Annotated in this window: 19 protein-coding genes and 1 pseudogene; 13 read left to right on the top strand and 7 right to left on the bottom strand. The window is 63.8% G+C overall.

All coding sequences use genetic code 11. The features are described from left to right. The first annotated feature begins 296 nt into the window (after nucleotides 1–296). From C2U70_RS06515 to C2U70_RS06490, 6 genes and pseudogenes are all read left to right on the top strand, one after another. Complete coding sequence (locus tag C2U70_RS06515; RefSeq protein ID WP_140977170.1) at nucleotides 297–536, top strand: hypothetical protein; 240 nt, start codon at nucleotides 297–299, stop codon at nucleotides 534–536. A 234-nt stretch (nucleotides 537–770) separates the two neighbouring features. Next, nucleotides 771–3,182, top strand: a pseudogene (locus tag C2U70_RS06510) (TonB-dependent receptor). A 2-nt stretch (nucleotides 3,183–3,184) separates the two neighbouring features. Further along, nucleotides 3,185–3,874, top strand: a complete 690-nt coding sequence (locus C2U70_RS06505) for a Fe2+-dependent dioxygenase (RefSeq protein ID WP_140977168.1) — start codon at nucleotides 3,185–3,187, stop codon at nucleotides 3,872–3,874. Continuing rightward, nucleotides 3,871–4,797, top strand: a complete 927-nt coding sequence (gene exbB / locus C2U70_RS06500; protein ID WP_140977167.1) for a tonB-system energizer ExbB — start codon at nucleotides 3,871–3,873, stop codon at nucleotides 4,795–4,797. The genes C2U70_RS06505 and exbB overlap by 4 nt, the downstream gene beginning before the upstream one ends. Before the next feature lie 3 nt (nucleotides 4,798–4,800). Next, nucleotides 4,801–5,286 carry a TonB system transport protein ExbD gene (gene exbD, locus C2U70_RS06495; protein ID WP_140977165.1) on the top strand — a complete coding sequence of 162 codons (486 nt, stop codon included), beginning with the start codon at nucleotides 4,801–4,803 and terminating at the stop codon, nucleotides 5,284–5,286. 15 nt (nucleotides 5,287–5,301) lie between these two features. Next, entirely contained in the window at nucleotides 5,302–6,105 is an 804-nt protein-coding gene (locus C2U70_RS06490; protein WP_140977163.1) for a cell envelope integrity protein TolA, read from the top strand. A 25-nt stretch (nucleotides 6,106–6,130) separates the two neighbouring features. Here C2U70_RS06490 and C2U70_RS06485 read toward each other — a convergent pair whose 3' ends face one another. The 7 genes from C2U70_RS06485 to C2U70_RS06455 form a co-directional block, all read right to left on the bottom strand. After that, a complete protein-coding gene (locus C2U70_RS06485) occupies nucleotides 6,131–6,553 on the bottom strand; it encodes a hypothetical protein (RefSeq protein WP_140977182.1) in 423 nt (140 codons plus the stop codon). Between the two features lie 65 nt (nucleotides 6,554–6,618). Then, nucleotides 6,619–7,299 (bottom strand): site-2 protease family protein, encoded by a 681-nt coding sequence (locus C2U70_RS06480; protein WP_140977162.1) that lies wholly within the window; start codon nucleotides 7,297–7,299, stop codon nucleotides 6,619–6,621. A gap of 42 nt (nucleotides 7,300–7,341) precedes the next feature. Beyond that, on the bottom strand, nucleotides 7,342–7,734 hold the full coding sequence (locus C2U70_RS06475; protein WP_140977161.1) for a GFA family protein: 393 nt from the start codon (nucleotides 7,732–7,734) through the stop codon (nucleotides 7,342–7,344). A gap of 7 nt (nucleotides 7,735–7,741) precedes the next feature. Further along, a complete protein-coding gene (locus C2U70_RS06470; RefSeq protein ID WP_140977160.1) occupies nucleotides 7,742–8,488 on the bottom strand; it encodes an SDR family NAD(P)-dependent oxidoreductase in 747 nt (248 codons plus the stop codon). Nucleotides 8,489–8,503: 15 nt separating this feature from the next. After that, nucleotides 8,504–9,235 carry an SDR family oxidoreductase gene (locus C2U70_RS06465; RefSeq protein WP_140977158.1) on the bottom strand — a complete coding sequence of 244 codons (732 nt, stop codon included), beginning with the start codon at nucleotides 9,233–9,235 and terminating at the stop codon, nucleotides 8,504–8,506. A 131-nt stretch (nucleotides 9,236–9,366) separates the two neighbouring features. Beyond that, nucleotides 9,367–11,193, bottom strand: coding sequence for an IlvD/Edd family dehydratase (locus C2U70_RS06460; RefSeq protein ID WP_140977156.1), 1,827 nt, complete (start codon nucleotides 11,191–11,193; stop codon nucleotides 9,367–9,369). A gap of 171 nt (nucleotides 11,194–11,364) precedes the next feature. Next, nucleotides 11,365–12,432 (bottom strand): LacI family DNA-binding transcriptional regulator, encoded by a 1,068-nt coding sequence (locus C2U70_RS06455; protein WP_140977154.1) that lies wholly within the window; start codon nucleotides 12,430–12,432, stop codon nucleotides 11,365–11,367. Nucleotides 12,433–12,636: 204 nt separating this feature from the next. Here C2U70_RS06455 and C2U70_RS06450 point away from each other — a divergent pair, with 204 nt between their 5' ends. From C2U70_RS06450 to eda, 7 genes are all read left to right on the top strand, one after another. Then, complete coding sequence (locus C2U70_RS06450) at nucleotides 12,637–13,704, top strand: ABC transporter ATP-binding protein (RefSeq protein WP_140977153.1); 1,068 nt, start codon at nucleotides 12,637–12,639, stop codon at nucleotides 13,702–13,704. A gap of 31 nt (nucleotides 13,705–13,735) precedes the next feature. Beyond that, on the top strand, nucleotides 13,736–15,055 hold the full coding sequence (locus C2U70_RS06445) for an ABC transporter substrate-binding protein (protein WP_140977151.1): 1,320 nt from the start codon (nucleotides 13,736–13,738) through the stop codon (nucleotides 15,053–15,055). Between the two features lie 74 nt (nucleotides 15,056–15,129). Further along, nucleotides 15,130–16,089: a carbohydrate ABC transporter permease gene (locus tag C2U70_RS06440; protein WP_140977149.1), complete on the top strand. Its 960-nt coding sequence runs from the start codon at nucleotides 15,130–15,132 to the stop codon at nucleotides 16,087–16,089. Further along, nucleotides 16,082–17,005, top strand: a complete 924-nt coding sequence (locus C2U70_RS06435; protein ID WP_140977147.1) for a carbohydrate ABC transporter permease — start codon at nucleotides 16,082–16,084, stop codon at nucleotides 17,003–17,005. The genes C2U70_RS06440 and C2U70_RS06435 overlap by 8 nt, the downstream gene beginning before the upstream one ends. Nucleotides 17,006–17,080: 75 nt before the next feature. Further along, nucleotides 17,081–18,067 (top strand): D-erythronate dehydrogenase, encoded by a 987-nt coding sequence (denD, locus tag C2U70_RS06430; protein ID WP_140977146.1) that lies wholly within the window; start codon nucleotides 17,081–17,083, stop codon nucleotides 18,065–18,067. 30 nt (nucleotides 18,068–18,097) lie between these two features. After that, a complete protein-coding gene (locus tag C2U70_RS06425) occupies nucleotides 18,098–19,078 on the top strand; it encodes a sugar kinase (RefSeq protein WP_140977145.1) in 981 nt (326 codons plus the stop codon). Nucleotides 19,079–19,102: 24 nt separating this feature from the next. After that, nucleotides 19,103–19,651: bifunctional 4-hydroxy-2-oxoglutarate aldolase/2-dehydro-3-deoxy-phosphogluconate aldolase (gene eda / locus C2U70_RS06420; protein WP_140977143.1), on the top strand; the 549-nt coding region annotated here is incomplete at its 3' end.

The raw sequence follows: 19,651 nt of genomic DNA, 5'->3' as shown, positions 1-19,651 counted from the left end.
CGGCACGTGCAGGTATAATACACGCCAAGTTCCACTGTAAACAGCACTTCGGTTGAGAATCCTAAACAATTGGAAAGCTTTGCGGGCCATTCCGAAGGCCCCTCGGAATGGATACCGCCGGGCGCAAATCGATCAGCGTGCATAGGTTTGGTCATGCTCGTTGACCGAGCACGACCGGCAGCATTTCCGATACGTACAGACTCCGCTGTCGAACGGTTCTAAATTGCGCACGCAGCGTTTCGGTTGTCAGGGGATACACGTCGTCATATCAGCGCCAGCACATTCGGGAGCGCATGATGGACGAATTGAACGGCAAGATGATCGCGTGTCAGATTCTGATCACTGGACTGATCGCACGCGTCGCCAACGAGCAGCGCGATCCTCTCGCCTTCCTCACCGACTTCCGCGACGAGATCAGAGCGGTCGTCAACGGCGTCAACATCGCCGGCCTCGACAACAGCGATCGTGTGCGATCGGTGGCGCGGCAGACCGTCGATGAGTTGTTTTCGCTGATGAAGCCGCCGAGCAGCGATTGATGCGATTGCGTGCGACGCGCGTGCAGAAGAGTGCTGTTTTTCAGGCAATTTAGAACGTTTACAAACCAGCGTTTAGAACGATTTCAAACAACGATTTAGAATCGTTTTGATCTGGAGCAATTCAAGCGTAATCGCAGCCGCTTTGCGTTGACCCGACTTTTTGCGGCCGATAACCAACCCCCAACGCTCGTCGCATGTGGGACACGAGCGATTTGAAAATTGGGGCGTGTTGAAATGGGGCAGGTAGTAGCACCGAAGTCGCTGCGTTCGTTCGCAGCAGTCGAGTTGGTGGATGACAGGTTTGACGGCGGATCGGCGAAGGCGGTGTCGGCGGTGGCCGGCCTGATCGCGGTGGCGTCGTTCTCTGGTACGGCGGAGGCGCAGTAATCGAATCTGCCGCCGGTCTCGGTCGACGCACCGGTCGAACGTCCGCGCCCCGCCGCTTCAAAGCCGTCCGCAGAGCAGATTCGCGCGCGCAACGCGCTCCGGCGCGCCGCCCAGCGTCAGCAGACGGCGCAGGCGCCGGTGCCGTATCCCAACGCCGGCGGTCTGCCGGCCGACCGCAACCCCTATGCCGATCCGGCCGCGCCCTACAAGGTCGATCGCGTTCAGGCATCGGGAAAGTTTCCCGAGCCGCTGCTCAACACGCCGAAGACCATCACCGTGCTCAGCAAGGAAGTGATGGCCGACAAGAACATGACTACGCTTAAGGAGATCGGGCGCTCCACCGCCGGCGTGACGTTGGGCTCGGGCGAGGGGGGCAACGCGTTCGGCGACCGCTTCTTCATCCGCGGCTTCGATGCGCGCAACGACGTGTTCGTCGACGGCATCCGCGATCCCGCGGTCTCGATTCGCGAAAACTTCTTCACCGAGCAGATCGAGATATTGCGCGGCCCGGCCTCGTCCTACGCCGGCCGCGGCACCGCCGGCGGCGCCATCAACATCGTGACCAAGCAGGCCGCCGACTATAACTTCACCAATGCTGAAACCACCTTCGGCACCGACCGGACCAAGCGCGTGACGATCGACACCAACAAGGTGATCAATCCGACCTTCTCGGTGCGCACCGGCGGCATGTTCCAGGATGCCGGCGTTGCCGGCCGCGACTACGTTACCGACAATCGCTGGGGCACCTTCATCTCGACGAAGTACTCGCCGACCACCGACTTCAAGCTCACCACGAACTACGTCCATACGGACCTCAGCGGACTGCCGGACTTCGGCGTGCCCTACTACAAACAGGGCAACGTGCCGGTCACCGAGGCCGGCATCCCGCGCACGAACTGGTACGGGTTCGTCAACCGCGACTGGCAGACCGCGCGCCAGGATTTCGGCACGCTCGCGCTCGAATACAAGCCCACCGACAACATCACGCTGAGCAGCCGGACCCGCGGTGAGCAGTCAACGCTGGCCTATATCGGCACGCTGCCGCAATCGCCGGTCACGACAGATGCCAATCCGGCAAACTGGAAGTTCACCGCGAGCGCGCAGAGCCGCAACCAGTGGGTCGATGTCTGGGCCAACCAGGAAGACGCCACCTTCAAGTTCGATACCGGATCGGTCAAGCACACGGCCGTGGTCGGTCTCGAAGTCTCCAACGAGCGCGTCGGGATCGGCCGCTACACCGGGCTGGCGTCGGAATTCAACGGTGCCGGCGCGTTCGCCAGCAACGGCGCCTTGTCGGGTCAGTCGATCTTTGCGCCGGGCTATACGTTCATCCCGTTCACCACCGTGCCAGTCCTCGGCGGCGATCCGACGCGCTACAATGTCGACAGCAAGGCAGTCTATGTCCTCGATACTGCGAATTGGGATGACAAGATCATCGTGAACGGCGGCGTGCGGTATGATGGCTACGACCTCACGTCATCGACTGCTGCGAAATCGAGCACCGTCAACTCGGATTTCGTCAACTACAACGGCGGCATCGTCTTCAAGCCCGTGCCGATCGGCAGCCTCTATGCTGCCTACGCGACCTCGACCAATCCGTTCGGCTCCGAACTCGACGGCACCGCGGCGGACTACGGCGGTGCCGTGCCGGGCGGCGTGGTGCTCGGTCCCGAGCGCAACAAGGCCGCGGAGGTTGGTACCAAGTGGGAGCTGTTCGACCGTCACCTGCTGGTGAGCGGCGCGCTGTTCCAGACCGACAAGGACAATGCCCGCGAGACCGTCGGCACCACGCTGACGTCGGGAGCCGCGTACCGGATCCGAGGTATCGATATCGAAGCCAGCGGCAATATCACAGATCGCTGGAGCATGTTCGGCGGCATCGTGCTGATGCAGTCGCAGGTGACGAAGAGCGGCGTGGCGGGCAATGTCGGCCTGCCGCTTGCCAACATCGCGCATCAGTCGTTCAGCCTGCTCTCCAAGTACAAGTTCGACGGCGATTGGGAGGTCGGTGGCCAGGCGGTGTTCCGCTCGAAGGTCTTCGGCGGCACGTTCGGCGCCAACACCGGCACGTTGATCCCGAGCTACTGGCGCTTCGATGCCTTCGTCGAGAAGAAGATCGACCAGCATTGGAGCATCAAGCTCTCCGCGCTGAACCTCACCAACAAGCTGTACTACGACACGCTCTATCGCAGCGCGACGCCGTTCGTCGCGGTCGCGCCGGGGCGGGCGTTCTACGTCGTCACGACCGCGAAGTTCTGATCATGCTGACCTGCGTGCCGGGCGTCCTGAGCAAACATGATGTAGCGGATTTCCGCCGCATCATGGATGCGAGCGAGTGGGAAGACGGCCGTTCCACGGCCGGCGCGCAATCTGCAATGGTGAAACGGAACGAGCAATTGCCGCCCGATAGCGATGTCGCGCGAAAACTCGGCAACCGCATCATCTCGGCGTTGACGTCGAATCCGCAGTTCCTGTCGGCGGCGATCCCGCTGCAGATCTTCCCGCCGCTGTTCAACCGGTACGCGGCCAGCGGCGGGCATCATTTCGGCCTCCACGTCGACAATGCGATCCGCGGCGACCGGCTGACCGGCCTTCGCATCCGCACCGATCTCTCGGTCACGCTGTTCCTTAGCGAGCCGGAGGACTATGACGGTGGCGAACTTGTGATCGAGGACACCTACGGAACGCATGAAATCAAGTTGCCGGCCGGCGACTGCGTCCTCTATCCCTCGACCAGCCTGCACCTCGTGACACCGGTAACGCGGGGCGCGAGGGTCGCGTCTTTCTTCTGGTTGCAGAGCATGATACGGGATGACCAAGCCCGCAGCCTGATCTTCGACCTCGACACCGCCATTCAGGCGTTGGCGGGTCGGCTTGGACGCGACGACCCTGAAACGGTCAAATTGACCGGTATCTATCACAACCTCATTCGCACCTGGGCCGAAGTATGAAGTCGATTTTTCTCCGAGCGAGCCTTGCCGCAGCCGTGACGCTGGCGGCCGTGTGGCTGGCGCAGCCGGTTGCGGCGCAGCAGCAGCAGGCCCCGCAGGCACCACCGCCCGCGACATCGCAGCCGGCAACCGATCCGGCGCCGACGCCCAAGGCATCGCTCGCTCCGGCTGCCGCGACTGGGGGGCCGGTCGTCGAAGCGACATCTGCGAAATCGAGCGGCGGGCCCTTGATGAAGGAACTGTCGCCCTGGTCGATGTTCATGTCGGCGGACATCGTCGTGAAGGGGGTCATGATCGGGCTCGCCTTCGCCTCGCTCGTGACCTGGACCGTCTTCATTGCGAAGTCGATCGAGCTATCGGTCATGCAGCGCAAGCTGCGCTCGGCGCTGAAGAAGATCGCCGAGTCCAGGTCGCTCGCGGAGGCGCAGTTCGCGCTCGGCGCCAAGGAAGGCATTCTGCCGTCCCTGCTCGCGGCCGCCATGCGCGAGGCGCGGATGTCGGCGGGTATCTCCAGCGACGCCGGCATCAAGGAGCGCGCGGCCTCGAGCTTTGCCGAGATCGTGCGCGCCGAGTCACGCCGGATTCGCATCGGCATGGGGGTGCTCGCGACCATCGGCGCGACATCGCCCTTCGTCGGCCTGTTCGGCACCGTCTGGGGCATCATGAACAGTTTTATCGGCATCTCGAAGTCGCAGACGACGAACCTTGCGGTCGTCGCGCCCGGCATCGCCGAAGCCTTGCTCGCCACCGCGATCGGTCTCGTCGCGGCGATCCCGGCCGTGATCATCTACAATCACTTCTCGCGCCTGACGAAGGGCTATCTCGAGCTCGTCAGCCGCGCCTCGGGCGTGTCGGCGCGGCTGTTGTCGCGCGATCTCGACCGCAGCCATGGCGGCGCGCATTCGCGCGCGGCGGCGGAGTAGGCGATGGGTGCTTCGATCGCAGACAATGATCTCGACGACGATGCGGACTTCTCCGAGACGCACGAGATCAACGTCACGCCCTTCATCGACGTCATGTTGGTGCTGCTGATCATCTTCATGGTCGCCGCACCTCTGTCGACCGTCGATCTGCCCGTGGACCTGCCGACATCAAGCGCGACGCCGCAGAAGAAGCCGGACAAGCCGACCTATGTCAGCATCAAGTCCGATCTGACGCTGGCGATCGGCGAGGATCCGGTCCGGCGCACCGAGCTCGTCAGCTCGCTCGACGGTGTGGCCGACATGACCAAGGACAAATACGTCTTCCTGCGCGCCGACAAGTCCGTGCCCTATGGCGAGCTGATGGGCGTGATGGAGATTTTGCGCGCGGGCGGCTATTCTAAGGTGAAGCTGGTCGCCATCGAAGGGGTGCCGGCGGGAACTCCGGGAGGCCCTGCGCCGGCCCCGGCGGCGGAAGCCGCAAAGCCCTGAGAAGCACGTGCTGCCATGACCGACCTCGACCACGAGCCAAAGGCGCCCAAACGGCTATGGATCGCCGCCGCCGTGGCCGCGCTTGCGCTGCACCTCGGCGGCGCGGCACTTGCGATCGCGCATCTGCCGTCTAGTGACGGCAACGAAGGATTGGGTGCGAGCGGTGCGGAGTTCGCTGTCGAGATGGCCTCGCCGAAGGTGGTCGACTACGACCTTCCGCCCGGACCCGACACCGAGGCCCAGCAGGAATCGCCGCAGCTGACCGAGCAGAAGGCGGAGGTGAAGGAAACCGAGCTTCCCAAGGATCGGCCGAACGAGGCGGAGGATCCGGACCGGATCGTGACCCAGAACGACTCCAAGAAGCCGATCGAGGACGAACCGAAGGTCGCAGCGATCGAGACGCCCGCTTCGGACGAGTCGCATGCCCAGCTCGAAACGGCGCGGCAAGCGCTCGACGAAGATGCGCGCGAGGCCGACAAGACCAAGGCGCCGGTGATCGGGATCGGCAAGGACGCACTTCAGCTCACCGCGGAATGGGGCCGTAAGATCAGCGCCTATTTCCAGCAGCATCTACGCTATCCCAAGGAGAAGAAGGGCAAGGCGGTCGTCACCGTCAGCGTCGTCCTCAACCGTCGCGGTAATATCGTCTCAGTGGAGGTCGTGGAATCCTCGGGCGATCAGGCTTACGACCGCGAGGCGATCTCGATGGTCCGGCGCTCCGACCCCGTGCCGCAGCCCCCGGCCGCCCTGACCGAGGAGACCTTCAGCTTCCGCCTGCCGGTGCTGTTCAGGGACGAGCAGAAGAAAAAAAACGGCTGAGCCGCACCTCGCAGCTTCGGCGGGGCTATTTCCAGAGCATGCGGATCGCGACGTAGACCACGACCAGGCAGATGAAAATCAGCGCCACCGGAAGCGGCCGCTTCCCGGAGCTCCCGGTCGCGCTTACAGAGAACCGGCTTGCCGTCTTTGGCTTCGGCGCCGGCCGCCGGAAGGCGGTAACATTGTCCGCCACGGGCTCGCTGGCCCGCGGACGGACGTCAGGCGGGGTTCCGCCGCCGCCCATCTCGGCATAGTAGGCCTTGTAGACCTCGGTGATCGTGGCTTCGGTCGCCTCGTCCTCGCCCAGCTGATCCAGCAGCGTCTTGTAGCCGGCGAGGAAATTCTGGGCCTCGGGAGGCAGGGCCGAGAAGCCGTTGAGCTTCGCCATCATCTTCCAGGTGGCAAAATCGGCGCGGGCGCGGGTGTCGGCCCGTCGCGCGATCAGCATGTCGGCAGCTTTGACCAAGTTGGCCTCGGGCCCTTCGGGTTTGGCGTCGGATCGGTACTGATCAACTACGCATTGCCGGTCAGGAGGAGAACCACCTGAATCACATATCCGGTCAACGTTCGCAGTATTACAGAAATAACATCAAGATTTAGACCGAACTGGGAACCCGCCAGCGGCAGCAGGATCAGCAGCCCGATCAGGATCAGCATGCCGAACGGCTCGAGCCGCGCAAGCGGCAAAGCGAGGGGCCGTGGCAAGAGCCCGACCGCGACACGACCGCCGTCGAGGGGCGGTATCGGCATCATGTTGAAGACGGCCAGGACCGCGTTGATCACGAGCGAGTTCTTGAGATTGTCGGCAATCCATTTGGCAGAGCTTGCCGGCGCGAAGGGCAGGGCATGGAAGGCGAGGGCTGTGGCGAGCGCCAGCAGGATGTTGGTGGCGGGGCCGGCAAGCGCGACCCAGACCATGTCGAGCTTGGGGTGGTTGAGGTTGCGGAAATTCACCGGCACTGGCTTGGCATAGCCGAACAGGAACGGCGAATGCGAAAACAGCAGCATCGCCGGCAGCAGCACGGTGCCGAACGGGTCGATGTGCCGGAGCGGGTTGAAGCTGACGCGGCCGAGTTGCCAGGCGGTATTGTCGCCGAGCCGGTGCGCGACAAAGCCGTGCGCGGCCTCGTGGAAGGTGATGGCGATCACGAGCGGCAAGACCCAGACGGAGAGATCGTAAAGTGTGATGTTCACGCGATGAGGATTCCCGAACGCCGGTACCTTAGCATGGGGCGGTTACAAGGGAACCGTCTGCGGGTGCTGCGGCAGGCCGTCGTCGAACTTCAGCCAGGCGAGCTTCTCCTGTACCCAGATGTGCTCGGACGGTGCAAAGGCGTTGCGGTCGTCGAAGGTCGCCAGCGCAACGCCAGCGGCGGAGCCGTCACGGCGCCAGGAGAACAGTCGCGTGCCGCATTGCTTGCAGAACACGCGATCGATGCGGTCCGACGTCGGGTATTGGCCGGTTTCGCCGGTGATCGTCAGCGCGGTCTGCGGGAACAGCGCTCGCGCAAAGAAGGGCGAGCCCATCGCCTTCTGGCAGTTGCGGCAATGGCAGACGCGGACGTTAAGCGGCTCGCCTTCGGCCTTGAACCGCACCGCTCCACACAGGCATCCGCCTTCTCTGGTCATGACGCCCTCAATAGGTTGCGCGGCCGCCGGAAATGTCGAACACAGCGCCGGTTGAGAATCCGCAGTCCTCGGAGGCGAGCCAGGCGACCATCGCCGCAAGCTCCTCGACCAGCACGAAGCGGCCCTTCGGAATCTTCGACAGCATGAAGTCGATATGTTGCTGCGTGAGCTGGTCGAAGATCGCGGTCTTCGCCGCGGCAGGCGTCACCGCGTTGACGAGGATGTCGTGCGCCGCGAGCTCCTTGCCGAGCGATTTCGTCAGCGCGATCAGGCCGGCCTTCGAAGCGGAGTAATGAGCCGCGTTCGGGTTGCCTTCCTTGCCGGCGATCGAGGCGATGTTCACGACGCGTCCGTATTTCTGCTTCAGCATCACGGGCACGATCGCCTTGCAGCAGATGAAGGGGCCGTCGAGGTTGATGCGCATCACCTTGCGCCATTCCTCGAGATCGGTCTCCCACACCGTCTTGTTGATGCCGGCAATGCCGGCATTGTTGACGAGGATGTCGATCCTGCCGAATGCCTTCAGTGTCGCATCGCGCGCGGCATCGACGGAGGCGGCATCGGAGACGTCGACCTTGACCACGATTGCGCCGTCGCCGATCGCCTTGGCGGTTTTTTCCGCGAGCGCCTGGTCAAAATCCCAGATCGCGACCTTTGCGCCTGAGGCGACGAAGCGCTCGGCAATGGCGCGGCCAAATCCCTGGGCGCCGCCGGTGACGACCGCTGCCCGACCGTTGAGATCGATCTTGTTCATGAGCCTTCGATCCCGTCAGAGCATGTAACCGCCGTCGACGACGAGGTCGACGCCGGTGGTGAACGCGCTTTCGTCGCTCGCGAGATAGATCGCCATGCTGGCGATCTCATCGGCGGTGCCGAGCCGGCCCATTTTCTGGCGGGAGATGAACATTTCCTTGCCCTGTGGCCCTTGCGCGGCGGCACGATCGAGCATCGAGGGGGTCTCGACGGTGCCGGGGCAGATCGAGTTGCAGCGAATGCCCTTGGTGATGAAGTCGAGCGCAACGGCGCGCGAGAGCAGCGACACCGCGGCCTTCGAGGCGCTGTAGACGTAGCGGTTGGCCGGCGGCCGCAGTGCCGCGCAGGACGAGATGTTGACGATGCTGCCGCCGCCGCCCGCGATCATCGCCGGCAGGAACGCCTTGATGGTCCGGTGCATCGATTTGACGTTGAGGTCGAACGAAAAATCGAAATCCTCCTCCGAGCACTCCAGAATCGTGCCGTGGTGCACGAAGCCGGCCGCATTGAGCAGGATGTCGATCTTGCCGATGCGCTTGGCAAAGGCGTTGACGTCGGCGGTGTTGCGCACGTCGAGTTTTGCGGTCTCGGCGATGCCTTCCTTGGTCAGCGTGGCGATGCCGCCCTCGTTGATATCGGTGGCGATCACGGTTGCGCCTTCACGCGCAAATGCGAGAGCGCAGGCGCGCCCGATGCCGGCCGCAGCCGCAGTGACGACGGCGCGCTTCCCCTTGAGGCGATCTGCCATTTTCTTGTTCTCCTTTTCAATTGGTCATTCCGGGGCGCGCCTCTTGGCGCGAGCCCGGAATCCATTGCGCAGCTAAGTCTGTGGATTGATGGATTCCGGGCTCGCGACTTCGTCGCGCCCCGGAATGACAGTCAGTGATTATCCCGCGCGACACCAAACGTGCCGGCGACGTTCTGGTAGCGCGTGGCGAGCTCCATGCAGGCGCCGGTCGACTGCTGGCCGACGGTGTTGCGATAGAGCTCCTGCCACGGCGTCTGGTTCGGCGGATGCTTGAAGCCGCCGCTGGCCTTCAGCTCAGCGTGGCGCTTCTTCACCTCGTCGTCCGAGATCATGATGTTGGCGCTGCCCCTGTTGAGGTCGACGCGCACCTTGTCGCCGGTCCTGAGGATCGCGAGCCCGCCATCGGCTGCCGCTTCCGGCGAGGCATTGAGGATCGAGGGCGAGCCGGACGTGCCGGACTGCCGGCCGTCGCCGATGCAGGGCAGGGACATGATGCCGCGTTTGATTAGCGCCGCCGGCGGCTGCATGTTCACGACCTCGGCGCCGCCGGGATAGCCGATCGGGCCGGTGCCGCGGATGAACAGCACGCAGCGCTCGTCGATATCGAGCGACGGATCGTCGATCCGTTCGTGATAATCCTCCGGACCCTCGAACACGATGGCGCGTCCCTCGAAGGCGTTGAGGTCCTTCGGGTTGCTCAAATAGCGGTCGCGAAACTCCTTGGAGATCACTGAGGTCTTCATGATCGCGGAATCGAAGAGGTTGCCGCGCAGCACGAGGAAGCCGGCGTCCTTCACCAGTGGCTTGTCGTAGCTATGGATCACGTCGCTGTCGGGCTTCGGCGCTTCGGCGCAGTTGGCGCCGATGCCGCGGCCGTTGACGGTCAGCGCGTCCTCGTGGATGCGCTTGTGCTTCATCAGTTCGCGCACCACCGCCGGCACGCCGCCTGCACGATGAAATTCCTCGCCGAGATAGAAGCCGGCCGGCTGCATGTTGACCAGCAGCGGCACGTCATGGCCGTGCTTCTGCCAGTCGTCGATCGACAGCTCGACGCCGATATGGCGCGCCAGCGCGTTGATGTGGATCGGCGCATTGGTCGAGCCGCCGATCGCCGAGTTGACGACGATGCAGTTCTCGAACGCCTTGCGCGTGAGGAAGTCGGATGGCTTCAGGTCTTCCCAGACCATGTCGACGATGCGCTTGCCGGTCTCGTAGGCGATCTGGCCGCGCTCGCGATAGGGCGCGGGGATCGCCGCGCAGCCCGGCAGCGAGAAGCCGAGCGCCTCGGCCAGCGCGTTCATGGTGGAAGCAGTGCCCATCGTGTTGCAATGGCCGACCGACGGGGCGGACGAGGCCACGATCTGCATGAACTCTTCGTAGTCGATCTCGCCGGCGGCGAGCCGCTCGCGGGATTTCCAGACGATGGTGCCCGAGCCGGTGCGCTCGCCGTCGTGCCAGCCGTTGAGCATCGGGCCGCCCGACAGCACGATCGCGGGCAGGTTGACGGTCGCCGCCGCCATCATGAGCGCGGGCGTCGTCTTGTCGCAGCCGGTCGTCAGCACCACGCCGTCGAGCGGGTAGCCGAACAGGATCTCGACCAGGCCGAGATAGGCAAGGTTGCGGTCGAGTGCGGCGGTCGGCCGCTTGCCGGTTTCCTGGATCGGGTGGGTCGGGAATTCCATCGCGATGCCGCCGGCCATCCGGATGCCCTCGCGGACGCGGTGGGCCAGGTCGATATGGTGGCGGTTGCAGGGGGAGAGGTCGTTGCCGGTCTGGGCGATGCCGATGATCGGCTTGCCGGACTGCAATTCCTCGCGGGTGAGCCCGTAATTGAGATAGCGCTCCATGTAGAGCGCGGTCATGCCCGGGTTATGGGGATTGTCGAACCACTCCTTGGAGCGAAGCCGACGCTTGCCCGATGAGGCGGGGTGCTGCCCGTTGGTCTTGTTTGTTGTCATTGGTTTCTCCTGCAATGCAAACGCACGGGTGCCAAAAGCTCTCGGCTCTCAGGCGTTCGGCTTGTGCGATGCCCAACGGCGCCACCGCGTGTCGGCGGTCGGCCTGTCGACGGCTCGTTTCCTCACAAGTTCGATACTAATCATGAGCTGTTGGTAACGCTATCATTTTGTTCATCCGGCGACCATTCCGGAAACCGCAGCTTGGCTGTTCGGGCGCCGCAGCAGCGAGCTCTGGCGCTCGATCACCTTGTAACCGAGATCGAGAACCGCCTGCTCGGGACGCCGCCCGTCGATAGCGTCGATCAGCATTGTGGCAGCAGTCTTGCCCATCTCGTAGCGATTGGTGCGCACGCTGGTCAGAGTCGGGACGGAGGAGGCCATGAATTCGAGATCGTTAAAGCCCATGATCGCGATCTGGTCGGGCACCGCGATCTCCCGCCGCCGGCATTCGAACAAGACGCCGAGTGCAAGGTCGTCGTTGGCGCAGAACACCGCGTCGATGTCGGGCTGGCGCGCCAGGAGGTCGGCAAAGAGTGTGCCGCCGAGCGTGACCGATGTCGGCGTTGCGGTCGTGACGATCAGCCGTTGGTCGAATGTGCCCGCGTCCTTCATGGCGGACACGTAGCCGTCGAGACGTCGTTGCACGCGCGGGTCCATGCGCGCGCCGACGAAGCCGACCTTGCGGCAGCCCTGCGCGAACAGGTGCGCAACGGCCGCGCGCGCAGCATCATAGTGGGAAAAGCCGATCATCATGTCGACGGGATTGGGACCGATCTCCATGATCTGGACGATCGGACAATCGGCGGCCTCCAGCATCGTTCGCGATTCGGCGGTCTGGTCGATGCCGGTGACGATCAACCCGGCCGGCTTCTGCGCAAGAAACAGGCGCAGCAGCTTTTCCTCCTGGAGGATGCTGTAGCGGGTGTTGGAAAGCTGGATCGAATAGCGGCCGCCTTCGGAGGCGTCATAAATGCCGCGCAGCACGTCTGAGAACACGTTGTTGGTCAGGGAGGGGATCAGCACGCCGATCACTTCCGTGCGCTGCGAGGCGAGCGCGCGCGCGGCGAGATTCGGCACATAGCCGAGCTCCCTGGCGGCGCTTTCGACCCGCGTGCGCTTGGCGACCGACAGCGCCTCCGGATTCCTGAAAAAGCGGGACGCGGTGATAGGGCTCACGCCGGCGAGCTCTGCGACCTCCGCCAGCCGGATTTTTCCAGACTTGGTGCGTTTTCGTCCCATTTGCTGCTCATAGCACAGGCGCCTGTGCAAACAAAGGAACATTGACAGCGCTACCAGACCAGACTAACCAAAGACAAATTGCAAAAACCGCACAAACTGCCGACAATGCCGCCCGATAAACCGGGCTTCGATCGGCGAAGTTTCAGAAAAACAAGACGGTAGCGGCGCTCTGAGTGGCGTCGTGGTCTGTGAGGAGGGAGCTAGATGTCGTCTGTGCAAATCCGCGACGTGCGGAAATCGTTCGGCAATTTTGAAGTTCTGCACGGCGTGACGATTCCGATCGAGGATGGTCAGTTCGTCGTCTTGGTCGGGCCCTCCGGCTGCGGCAAGTCGACCCTGCTTCGCATGCTTGCGGGTCTGGAGAACATCACCTCGGGCACGATCTCGATCGGCGACCGCGTGGTCAACAATGTCCAGCCCAAGGAGCGGGACATTGCGATGGTGTTCCAGAACTACGCGCTCTATCCGCACATGACCGTCGCCGACAACATGGGCTTCTCGCTCAAGCTGCGCAACGCAGGTGCAGACGAGATCAACAAGCGCGTGAAGCGCGCCGCCGAGATCCTCGCTCTGACGCCGTTGCTCGAGCGTTATCCGCGCCAGCTCTCCGGCGGCCAGCGCCAGCGCGTCGCCATGGGCCGCGCCATCGTGCGCGATCCGCAGGTGTTCCTGTTCGACGAGCCGCTGTCGAATCTCGACGCCAAGCTGCGCGTCGCCATGCGCACCGAGATCAAGGAGCTGCATCAGCGCCTCAAGACCACCACCGTCTACGTCACCCACGACCAGATCGAGGCCATGACCATGGCCGACAAGATCGTCGTCATGCATGACGGCATCGTCGAGCAGATGGGCACGCCGCTTGAGCTCTACGACAAGCCGGAAAACCAGTTCGTCGCGGGCTTCATCGGCTCGCCGGCGATGAATTTCCTCAAGGGCACGGTGCGCTCGAACGGCGTTGCCACCTTCGAGGGGCCGAACGGCGTCAAGCTGCCGCTGAAGAGCGCGCCGACGGCGTCCGACGGACGGCCAGTGGTCTACGGCGTCAGGCCCGAGCATTTCACCATCGCTGACGACGGCGCAGAAGCCGAGATCATCGTGGTGGAGCCGACGGGTTCGGAGACCCAGGTGTTCGCGAAGGTCGGCGGCGAGCAGGTCGTCGCCGTCTTCCGCGAGCGTCACCAATTCAATCCGGGCGACAAGATCCGGTTAAAACCAGATCCGTCTCTCGTGCATCTGTTCGACGATGCAACGGGCAAGCGGCTCAACGCATAAGGGAAACAAAAAGCATCACAGGGAGGACGACATGCAAGACTTTACCCGCCGGGCATTGCTTCAAGGCGGAACGGCGCTGGCTGCAACCGGCGCGCTGACTGGGCCGGCACTGTTCGACTTCGCAAGGGCCTGGGCCGCGGACTCGCCGTGGAAGGCCGAGCCGGGTGCCAAGCTGACGGTGATGCGCTGGAAGCGCTTCGTGCCGGCGGAAGACGAGGCGTTCAACGCCATGGTCGCAGCGTTCAAGGCGGCCACCGGCACCGAGATGAACGTGTTCAGCGAATCCTTCGAGGACGTGCAGCCGAAGGCCTCGGTTGCCGCCAACACCGGCTCGGGCCTCGATCTAGCCTGGGGCCTGCACACGCTGCCGCAGCTCTTCCCGACCAAAGCGCTGAAGATGAACGACGTTGCCGATTATCTCGGCAAGAAGTACGGCGGCTGGACCGACGCGGCGCAGAAGACCTGCATGCAGGGCAATGACTGGCTCGGCATTCCCGTCGCCACCGTCGGCGGCTATTACACTTACCGCAAGTCGGCGACCGACAAGGCGGGCTTCAAGGAGTTCCCGAAGGATTTCCCGGGCTTCCTTGAAATGTGCAAGGCGTTGAAGGCCAACAACACGCCGGCCGGCATGGCGCTCGGCCATGCCTCCGGCGACGCCAACGGCTGGCTACACGGGATGCTGTGGGGGCACGGCGCCTACACCGTCGACAAGGATGACAAGGTCATCATCAACTCGCCGGAGACGGCGAAGGCGCTGGAATATGTCAAGGCGCTTTCCGACACCTTCATTCCGGGCACGCCGTCGTGGAACGACGGCTCCAACAACAAGGCGTTCCTGGCCGGCGAATTGTACTGCACGCTGAACGGCATCTCGATCTACATCGCCGCCAAGGACGACCCGGCCAAGAAGGATCTGGCGGAGGACACCTACCACGCGCTGTGGCCGGTCGGCCCGATCGGCAAGCCGACTGAGCTGCAGCTCACCGTTCCGATCCTGGCGTTCAACTTCACCAAATATCCGAACGCAGCGAAGGCGTTCGTCGCCTTCATGCTGGAGAAGGAGAACTTCGACAAATGGCTGACTGGCGCGCGGGGCTATCTGACCCACACGCTCAACGCCTATGACAACTCGCCAATCTGGACCGCCGATCCGAAGAACGCGGTGTTCCGCGAGGCTTCCAAGCGCGCGCTGCCGGCGTCCGGCATTGGCCATGTCGGCGAGAAGGCGGCAACCGCGATTGCCGACTTCATCGTGGTCGACATGTTCGCCAACTACTGCACCGGCTCCAAGGATGCCAAGGGCGCAATGGCCGAGGCCGAGCGGCAGTTGAAGCGCATTTATCGCTAAGAAGTGAAAGCGGGCGGCGGCTCAACCGCCGCCCGCTTGGCTTAAGCTAACGGACATCGCCCAGGAACTCGCCCATGGCCGACATTGCACTCGCCCCGGAAAAGGCCAAGCCGAAACTCCGCGAAGCGACTTCGTGGGATCAGCTCAAGCACAACAAGAACTGGCTCGGCATCTGGTTCATGCTGCCGGCGATGGCGTTTCTGGTGCTGTTCCTGGCCTATCCGCTTGGGCTTGGCATCTGGCTTTCCTTTACCGACACCAAGATCGGTCGCGTCGGCCAGTTCATCGCCTTCGAGAACTACGAGTGGCTGTGGGATGACGGTATCTTCTGGCTCTCAATCTTCAACACGCTGCTGTACACCTTCCTCGCCAGCGCCATCAAATTCGCCATCGGCCTTTATCTCGCGCTGCTCTTGAACGAGAACATGCCGTTCAAGGCGATGCTGCGCGCGATGGTCCTGGTTCCCTTCATCGTGCCGACGGTGTTGTCGGCGCTTGCGTTCTGGTGGATCTTCGATTCGCAATTCTCGATCATCTCGTGGTCGCTCAGGCATCTCGGGCTGATCAGCCAAAACATCAATTTCCTCGGCGATACGACCTGGGCGAGGGTGTGCGTGATCTTCGCCAACATCTGGCGTGGCGTGCCGTTCGTGGCGATCACGCTGCTCGCCGGTCTGCAGACCGTGTCGCCCTCGCTCTATGAAGCGGCGACGCTGGACGGCGCGACGCGGTGGCAGAACTTCCGCTACATCACCTATCCCTTGCTGACGCCGATCATCGCCGTCGTCATGACTTTCTCGGTGCTGTTCACATTCACCGACTTCCAGCTCATCTGGGCGATGACGCGCGGCGGTCCGGTCAACGCCACCCATCTGATGGCGACCTTGTCCTATCAGCGCGCGATCATCGCGGGCCAGCTCGGTGAGGGGGCGGCGATCTCGAGCGCGATGATCCCGTTCCTGCTTGCCGCGATCATGGTGTCCTGGTTCGGTCTGCAGCGCCGCAAGTGGCAGCAGGGAGAGAGCAATGACTGATCTTCCTGCCTCCAAGGTCGACCTCAAGACCATTTTGGCCACGCCTGCGCGGGTCGATAACAGCGAGGGCATGAGCTATCTCCAATCGGTCCCGCGCCGGATCGTGACGCTCTACATCCCCCTCTCGATCATCGTCTTCATCCTGCTGTTTCCGTTCTACTGGATGGCGCTGACGTCGATCAAACCGGATGAGCAGTTGATCGATCTCGATACCTACAGCCCGTTCTGGACCTGGAATCCGACGTTCAAGCACTTCTACAAGCTGCTGTTCGAGAGCCACTATCCGCACTGGCTCTGGAACACGATGTACGTCGCCGTGTGCGCGACCGTCCTTTCGATCATCGCGAGCGTGCTGGCGGCCTATGCGATCGTGCGCCTGCGCTACAAGGGTGCCAATCTCGTCGGCGGGTTAATCTTCCTCGCCTATCTGGTGCCGCCCTCGATCCTGTTCATTCCGCTCGCCACCGTCGTGTTCCAGTACGGCCTGTTCGACTCGCCGATGGCGCTGATCCTGACCTATCCGACCATCCTGATCCCGTTCTCGACCTGGCTGTTGATGGGCTACTTCAAGACCATCCCGTTCGAGCTCGAGGAGTGCGCGCTGATCGACGGCGCCAGCCGCTGGCAGATCCTGCTCAAGATCGTGCTGCCGCTGGCGATCCCCGGCTTGATCTCGGCCTTCATCTTCTGCTTCACGCTGTGCTGGAACGAGTTCATCTACGCGCTGACGTTCCTGCAATCGGTCAGCAACAAGACCGTCCCCGTCGCGATCGTCAACGAGTTCGTCGATGGCGACGTCTATCGCTGGGGCTCGCTGATGGCCGGCGCGCTGGCGGGCTCGCTGCCGCTGGTTATCCTTTACGCCTTCTTCGTGGAGCATTATGTGTCGGCGATGACCGGCGCGGTGAAGGAATGATGGCGGGCCGGGTACAGTTCGCGTCGAGGCGACGCGCTCAAGACCAATAAGAAACCAATAAGAGGAGTCTGGTTCTTGCACATTCTGGTTCTCGGCGCTGCCGGCATGGTCGGCCGCAAATTGTGCGAACGTCTGCTGCGCGACGGCCGCCTCGGCAAGAGCGACATCACCCGCCTGACCATGCATGACGTGGTCGAGCCCAAGAAGCCCGAAATGTCCGGCTTCCCCGTCGACACCGTGTCCGGCGATTTCGCCGTCGCCGGCGCGGCCGAGAAGCTGATCGCCGGCCGTCCCGACGTCATCTTCCATCTCGCCGCGATCGTGTCCGGCGAAGCCGAGCTCGATTTCGACAAGGGTTACCGCATCAATCTCGACGGCACGCGGATGCTGCTCGACGCCATCAGGCTGGTCGGCGGCGGCTACAAGCCGCGCGTCGTCTTCACCTCCTCGATCGCGGTGTTCGGCGCGCCGTTCCCCGAGGCGATCGGCGACGAGTTCTTCCACACGCCGCTGCTCAGCTACGGCACGCAGAAGGCGATCGGCGAATTGCTGCTGGCCGACTATTCCCGCCGCGGCTTTCTGGAGGGCATCGGCATCCGCCTGCCGACCATCTGCATCCGGCCCGGCCTGCCCAACAAGGCGGCATCCGGCTTCTTCTCCAACATTTTGCGCGAGCCGCTCGCCGGCAAGGAAGCGGTTCTGCCGGTCTCCGAGGACGTCCGCCACTGGCACGCGACGCCGCGCTCGGCCGTCGGCTTCCTGCTGCATGCCGGCACGATGGATCTCGCCACGGTCGGCCCGCGCCGCAACCTTACCATGCCCGGCCTGTCGGCAACGGTCGGCGAGCAGATCGCAGCGTTGAAGCGGGTGGCGGGCGAAAAAGTCGCCGCGCGCATCAAGCGCGAGCCGGATCCCTTCATCGTCGGCATCGTCGGCGGCTGGCCGCGCAACTTCAATGCAAAGCGGTCGCTCGAACTCGGCTTCACCACGGCCGAGAAGACCTTTGACGACATCATCCGCATTCACATCGAAGACGAGCTCGGCGGCACGTTCGTTGCTTGATGTTGCCCGTTGAATGGCGCAGGTGAAGCCATGGCGAACGTAGCCTGCATCGGCGAATGCATGATCGAGCTCCGGCAGGCCCAAGGAGGGCACTCTGGCGGACAGTCCGCCGGGCAGGGCGGTGGCCTCTATTCGCGCGGTTTTGGCGGCGACACGCTCAACACCGCCGTCTATCTCGCGCGCCTCGAGGTCAAGGTCGACTATCTCACCGCGCTCGGCGATGACGCGCTCAGCGACGAGATGATCGCGGCCTGGACCGCGGAGAACGTCGGGACGCGGCGGGTGCTGCGACTGCCCGGCAAGCTGCCGGGCCTCTACATGATCCAGACCGATGCGAAAGGTGAGCGTCAGTTCTTCCACTGGCGGGAAAGCTCCGCCGCGCGGCGGCTGATGGACGTGCCGGAGACGGACGAGATCCTCAACTCGCTGATGGGCTACAACATCGTCTACCTCTCGGCGATCACGCTCTCGCTCTATAGCGAGAGCGGCCGCGAGCGCCTGCTGGCGGCGGTGAAGCGCGCGCGCCTGCTCGGCACCCGCTTCGTGTTCGACACCAATTTCCGCGCGCGCGGCTGGCCCGACCTCGATGTCGCACGAAAGGCCTTTGGTGCGGCCTTCGAGGCCGCCGATATCGTGCTGTGCTCGACCGAGGACATGACCACGCTTTGCCCCGGCGAAAGTCCCACCCAGCTCATGGCGCGCATTGGCGCGCCCGAGCTGGTGCTGCGCCTCGCCGAGCCCGTCAGCCTGTTGCGCTTCCCCGGCGGCTCGAGCGAGGTGAGGGCCGAGCCGGTCACGAAGCCCGTGGTCGACACCACGGCCGCCGGCGACAGCTTTGCCGCGGCCTATATCGCCGCCCGGCTCGCCGACGCCGATCCAGTCGAGGCCGCCCATGCCGGCCATCGTCTCGCCGGCCTCGTGATCTGCTATCCCGGCGCGATCATCCCGCCCTATGCCATGCCGCCGAAGCGGCGACATCGCTCAGCCAGCTCGCGCCAGGCATCCAAATAAGCTTCAAGATAAGATTGCTGCCCCATGACCATGACCGCCAAACACGAAAAGCTCGCCGCGCTGTTCAAGGCCGCGACCGTCATTCCCGTGCTCACCATCGAGCGCCTCGAGGACGCGGTGCCGTTGGCGCGCGCGCTGGTCGCGGGCGGCGTACGCACGCTGGAGGTGACGCTGCGCACACCGGTCGCGGCCGATGCGGCCAAGGCGATGATCGCGGAGGTGCCGGAGGCGATCGTCGGCATCGGCACGATCCTCAACCCGGCCGATCTCGCGCGCGCCGAAGCGCTCGGCGCAAAATTCGGCATCAGCCCCGGCGGCACGCCCGATCTGCTGAAGGCTGCAGCTGCGAGCTCCCTGCCGTTCGCCCCGGGCATCGCGACCGCATCGGAGCTGATGCAGGCGCTGGCGTTCGGCTTCGACCTGGCAAAATTCTTCCCGGCCGAGCAGGCCGGCGGCATCAAGGGCCTGCGTGCCTTGGGCGGTCCGTTCCCGAACGTGCGGTTCTGCCCGACCGGCGGCGTGGGCGAGGCCAATGCGGCGACCTGGCTCGCCGAGCCCAACGTTCTGGCGGTC

This window comes from Bradyrhizobium guangdongense (genome assembly GCF_006483445.1).
In the GTDB taxonomy this organism is placed as follows: domain Bacteria; phylum Pseudomonadota; class Alphaproteobacteria; order Rhizobiales; family Xanthobacteraceae; genus Bradyrhizobium; species Bradyrhizobium guangdongense_A.
Note: the sequence above shows the minus strand (reverse complement) of the source record. Positions and strands in the feature narration are given on the sequence as shown.

Coding starts and splice junctions, on each gene's coding strand:
- C2U70_RS06515 (WP_140977170.1), top strand. CDS start 297: ATGGACGAATTGAACGGCAAGATGATCGCGTGTCAGATTCTGATCACT.
- C2U70_RS06505 (WP_140977168.1), top strand. CDS start 3,185: ATGCTGACCTGCGTGCCGGGCGTCCTGAGCAAACATGATGTAGCGGAT.
- exbB (WP_140977167.1), top strand. CDS start 3,871: ATGAAGTCGATTTTTCTCCGAGCGAGCCTTGCCGCAGCCGTGACGCTG.
- exbD (WP_140977165.1), top strand. CDS start 4,801: ATGGGTGCTTCGATCGCAGACAATGATCTCGACGACGATGCGGACTTC.
- C2U70_RS06490 (WP_140977163.1), top strand. CDS start 5,302: ATGACCGACCTCGACCACGAGCCAAAGGCGCCCAAACGGCTATGGATC.
- C2U70_RS06485 (WP_140977182.1), bottom strand. CDS start 6,553: ATGCTGATCGCGCGACGGGCCGACACCCGCGCCCGCGCCGATTTTGCC.
- C2U70_RS06475 (WP_140977161.1), bottom strand. CDS start 7,734: ATGACCAGAGAAGGCGGATGCCTGTGTGGAGCGGTGCGGTTCAAGGCC.
- C2U70_RS06470 (WP_140977160.1), bottom strand. CDS start 8,488: ATGAACAAGATCGATCTCAACGGTCGGGCAGCGGTCGTCACCGGCGGC.
- C2U70_RS06465 (WP_140977158.1), bottom strand. CDS start 9,235: ATGGCAGATCGCCTCAAGGGGAAGCGCGCCGTCGTCACTGCGGCTGCG.
- C2U70_RS06460 (WP_140977156.1), bottom strand. CDS start 11,193: ATGACAACAAACAAGACCAACGGGCAGCACCCCGCCTCATCGGGCAAG.
- C2U70_RS06455 (WP_140977154.1), bottom strand. CDS start 12,432: ATGGGACGAAAACGCACCAAGTCTGGAAAAATCCGGCTGGCGGAGGTC.
- C2U70_RS06450 (WP_140977153.1), top strand. CDS start 12,637: ATGTCGTCTGTGCAAATCCGCGACGTGCGGAAATCGTTCGGCAATTTT.
- C2U70_RS06445 (WP_140977151.1), top strand. CDS start 13,736: ATGCAAGACTTTACCCGCCGGGCATTGCTTCAAGGCGGAACGGCGCTG.
- C2U70_RS06440 (WP_140977149.1), top strand. CDS start 15,130: ATGGCCGACATTGCACTCGCCCCGGAAAAGGCCAAGCCGAAACTCCGC.
- C2U70_RS06435 (WP_140977147.1), top strand. CDS start 16,082: ATGACTGATCTTCCTGCCTCCAAGGTCGACCTCAAGACCATTTTGGCC.
- C2U70_RS06425 (WP_140977145.1), top strand. CDS start 18,098: ATGGCGAACGTAGCCTGCATCGGCGAATGCATGATCGAGCTCCGGCAG.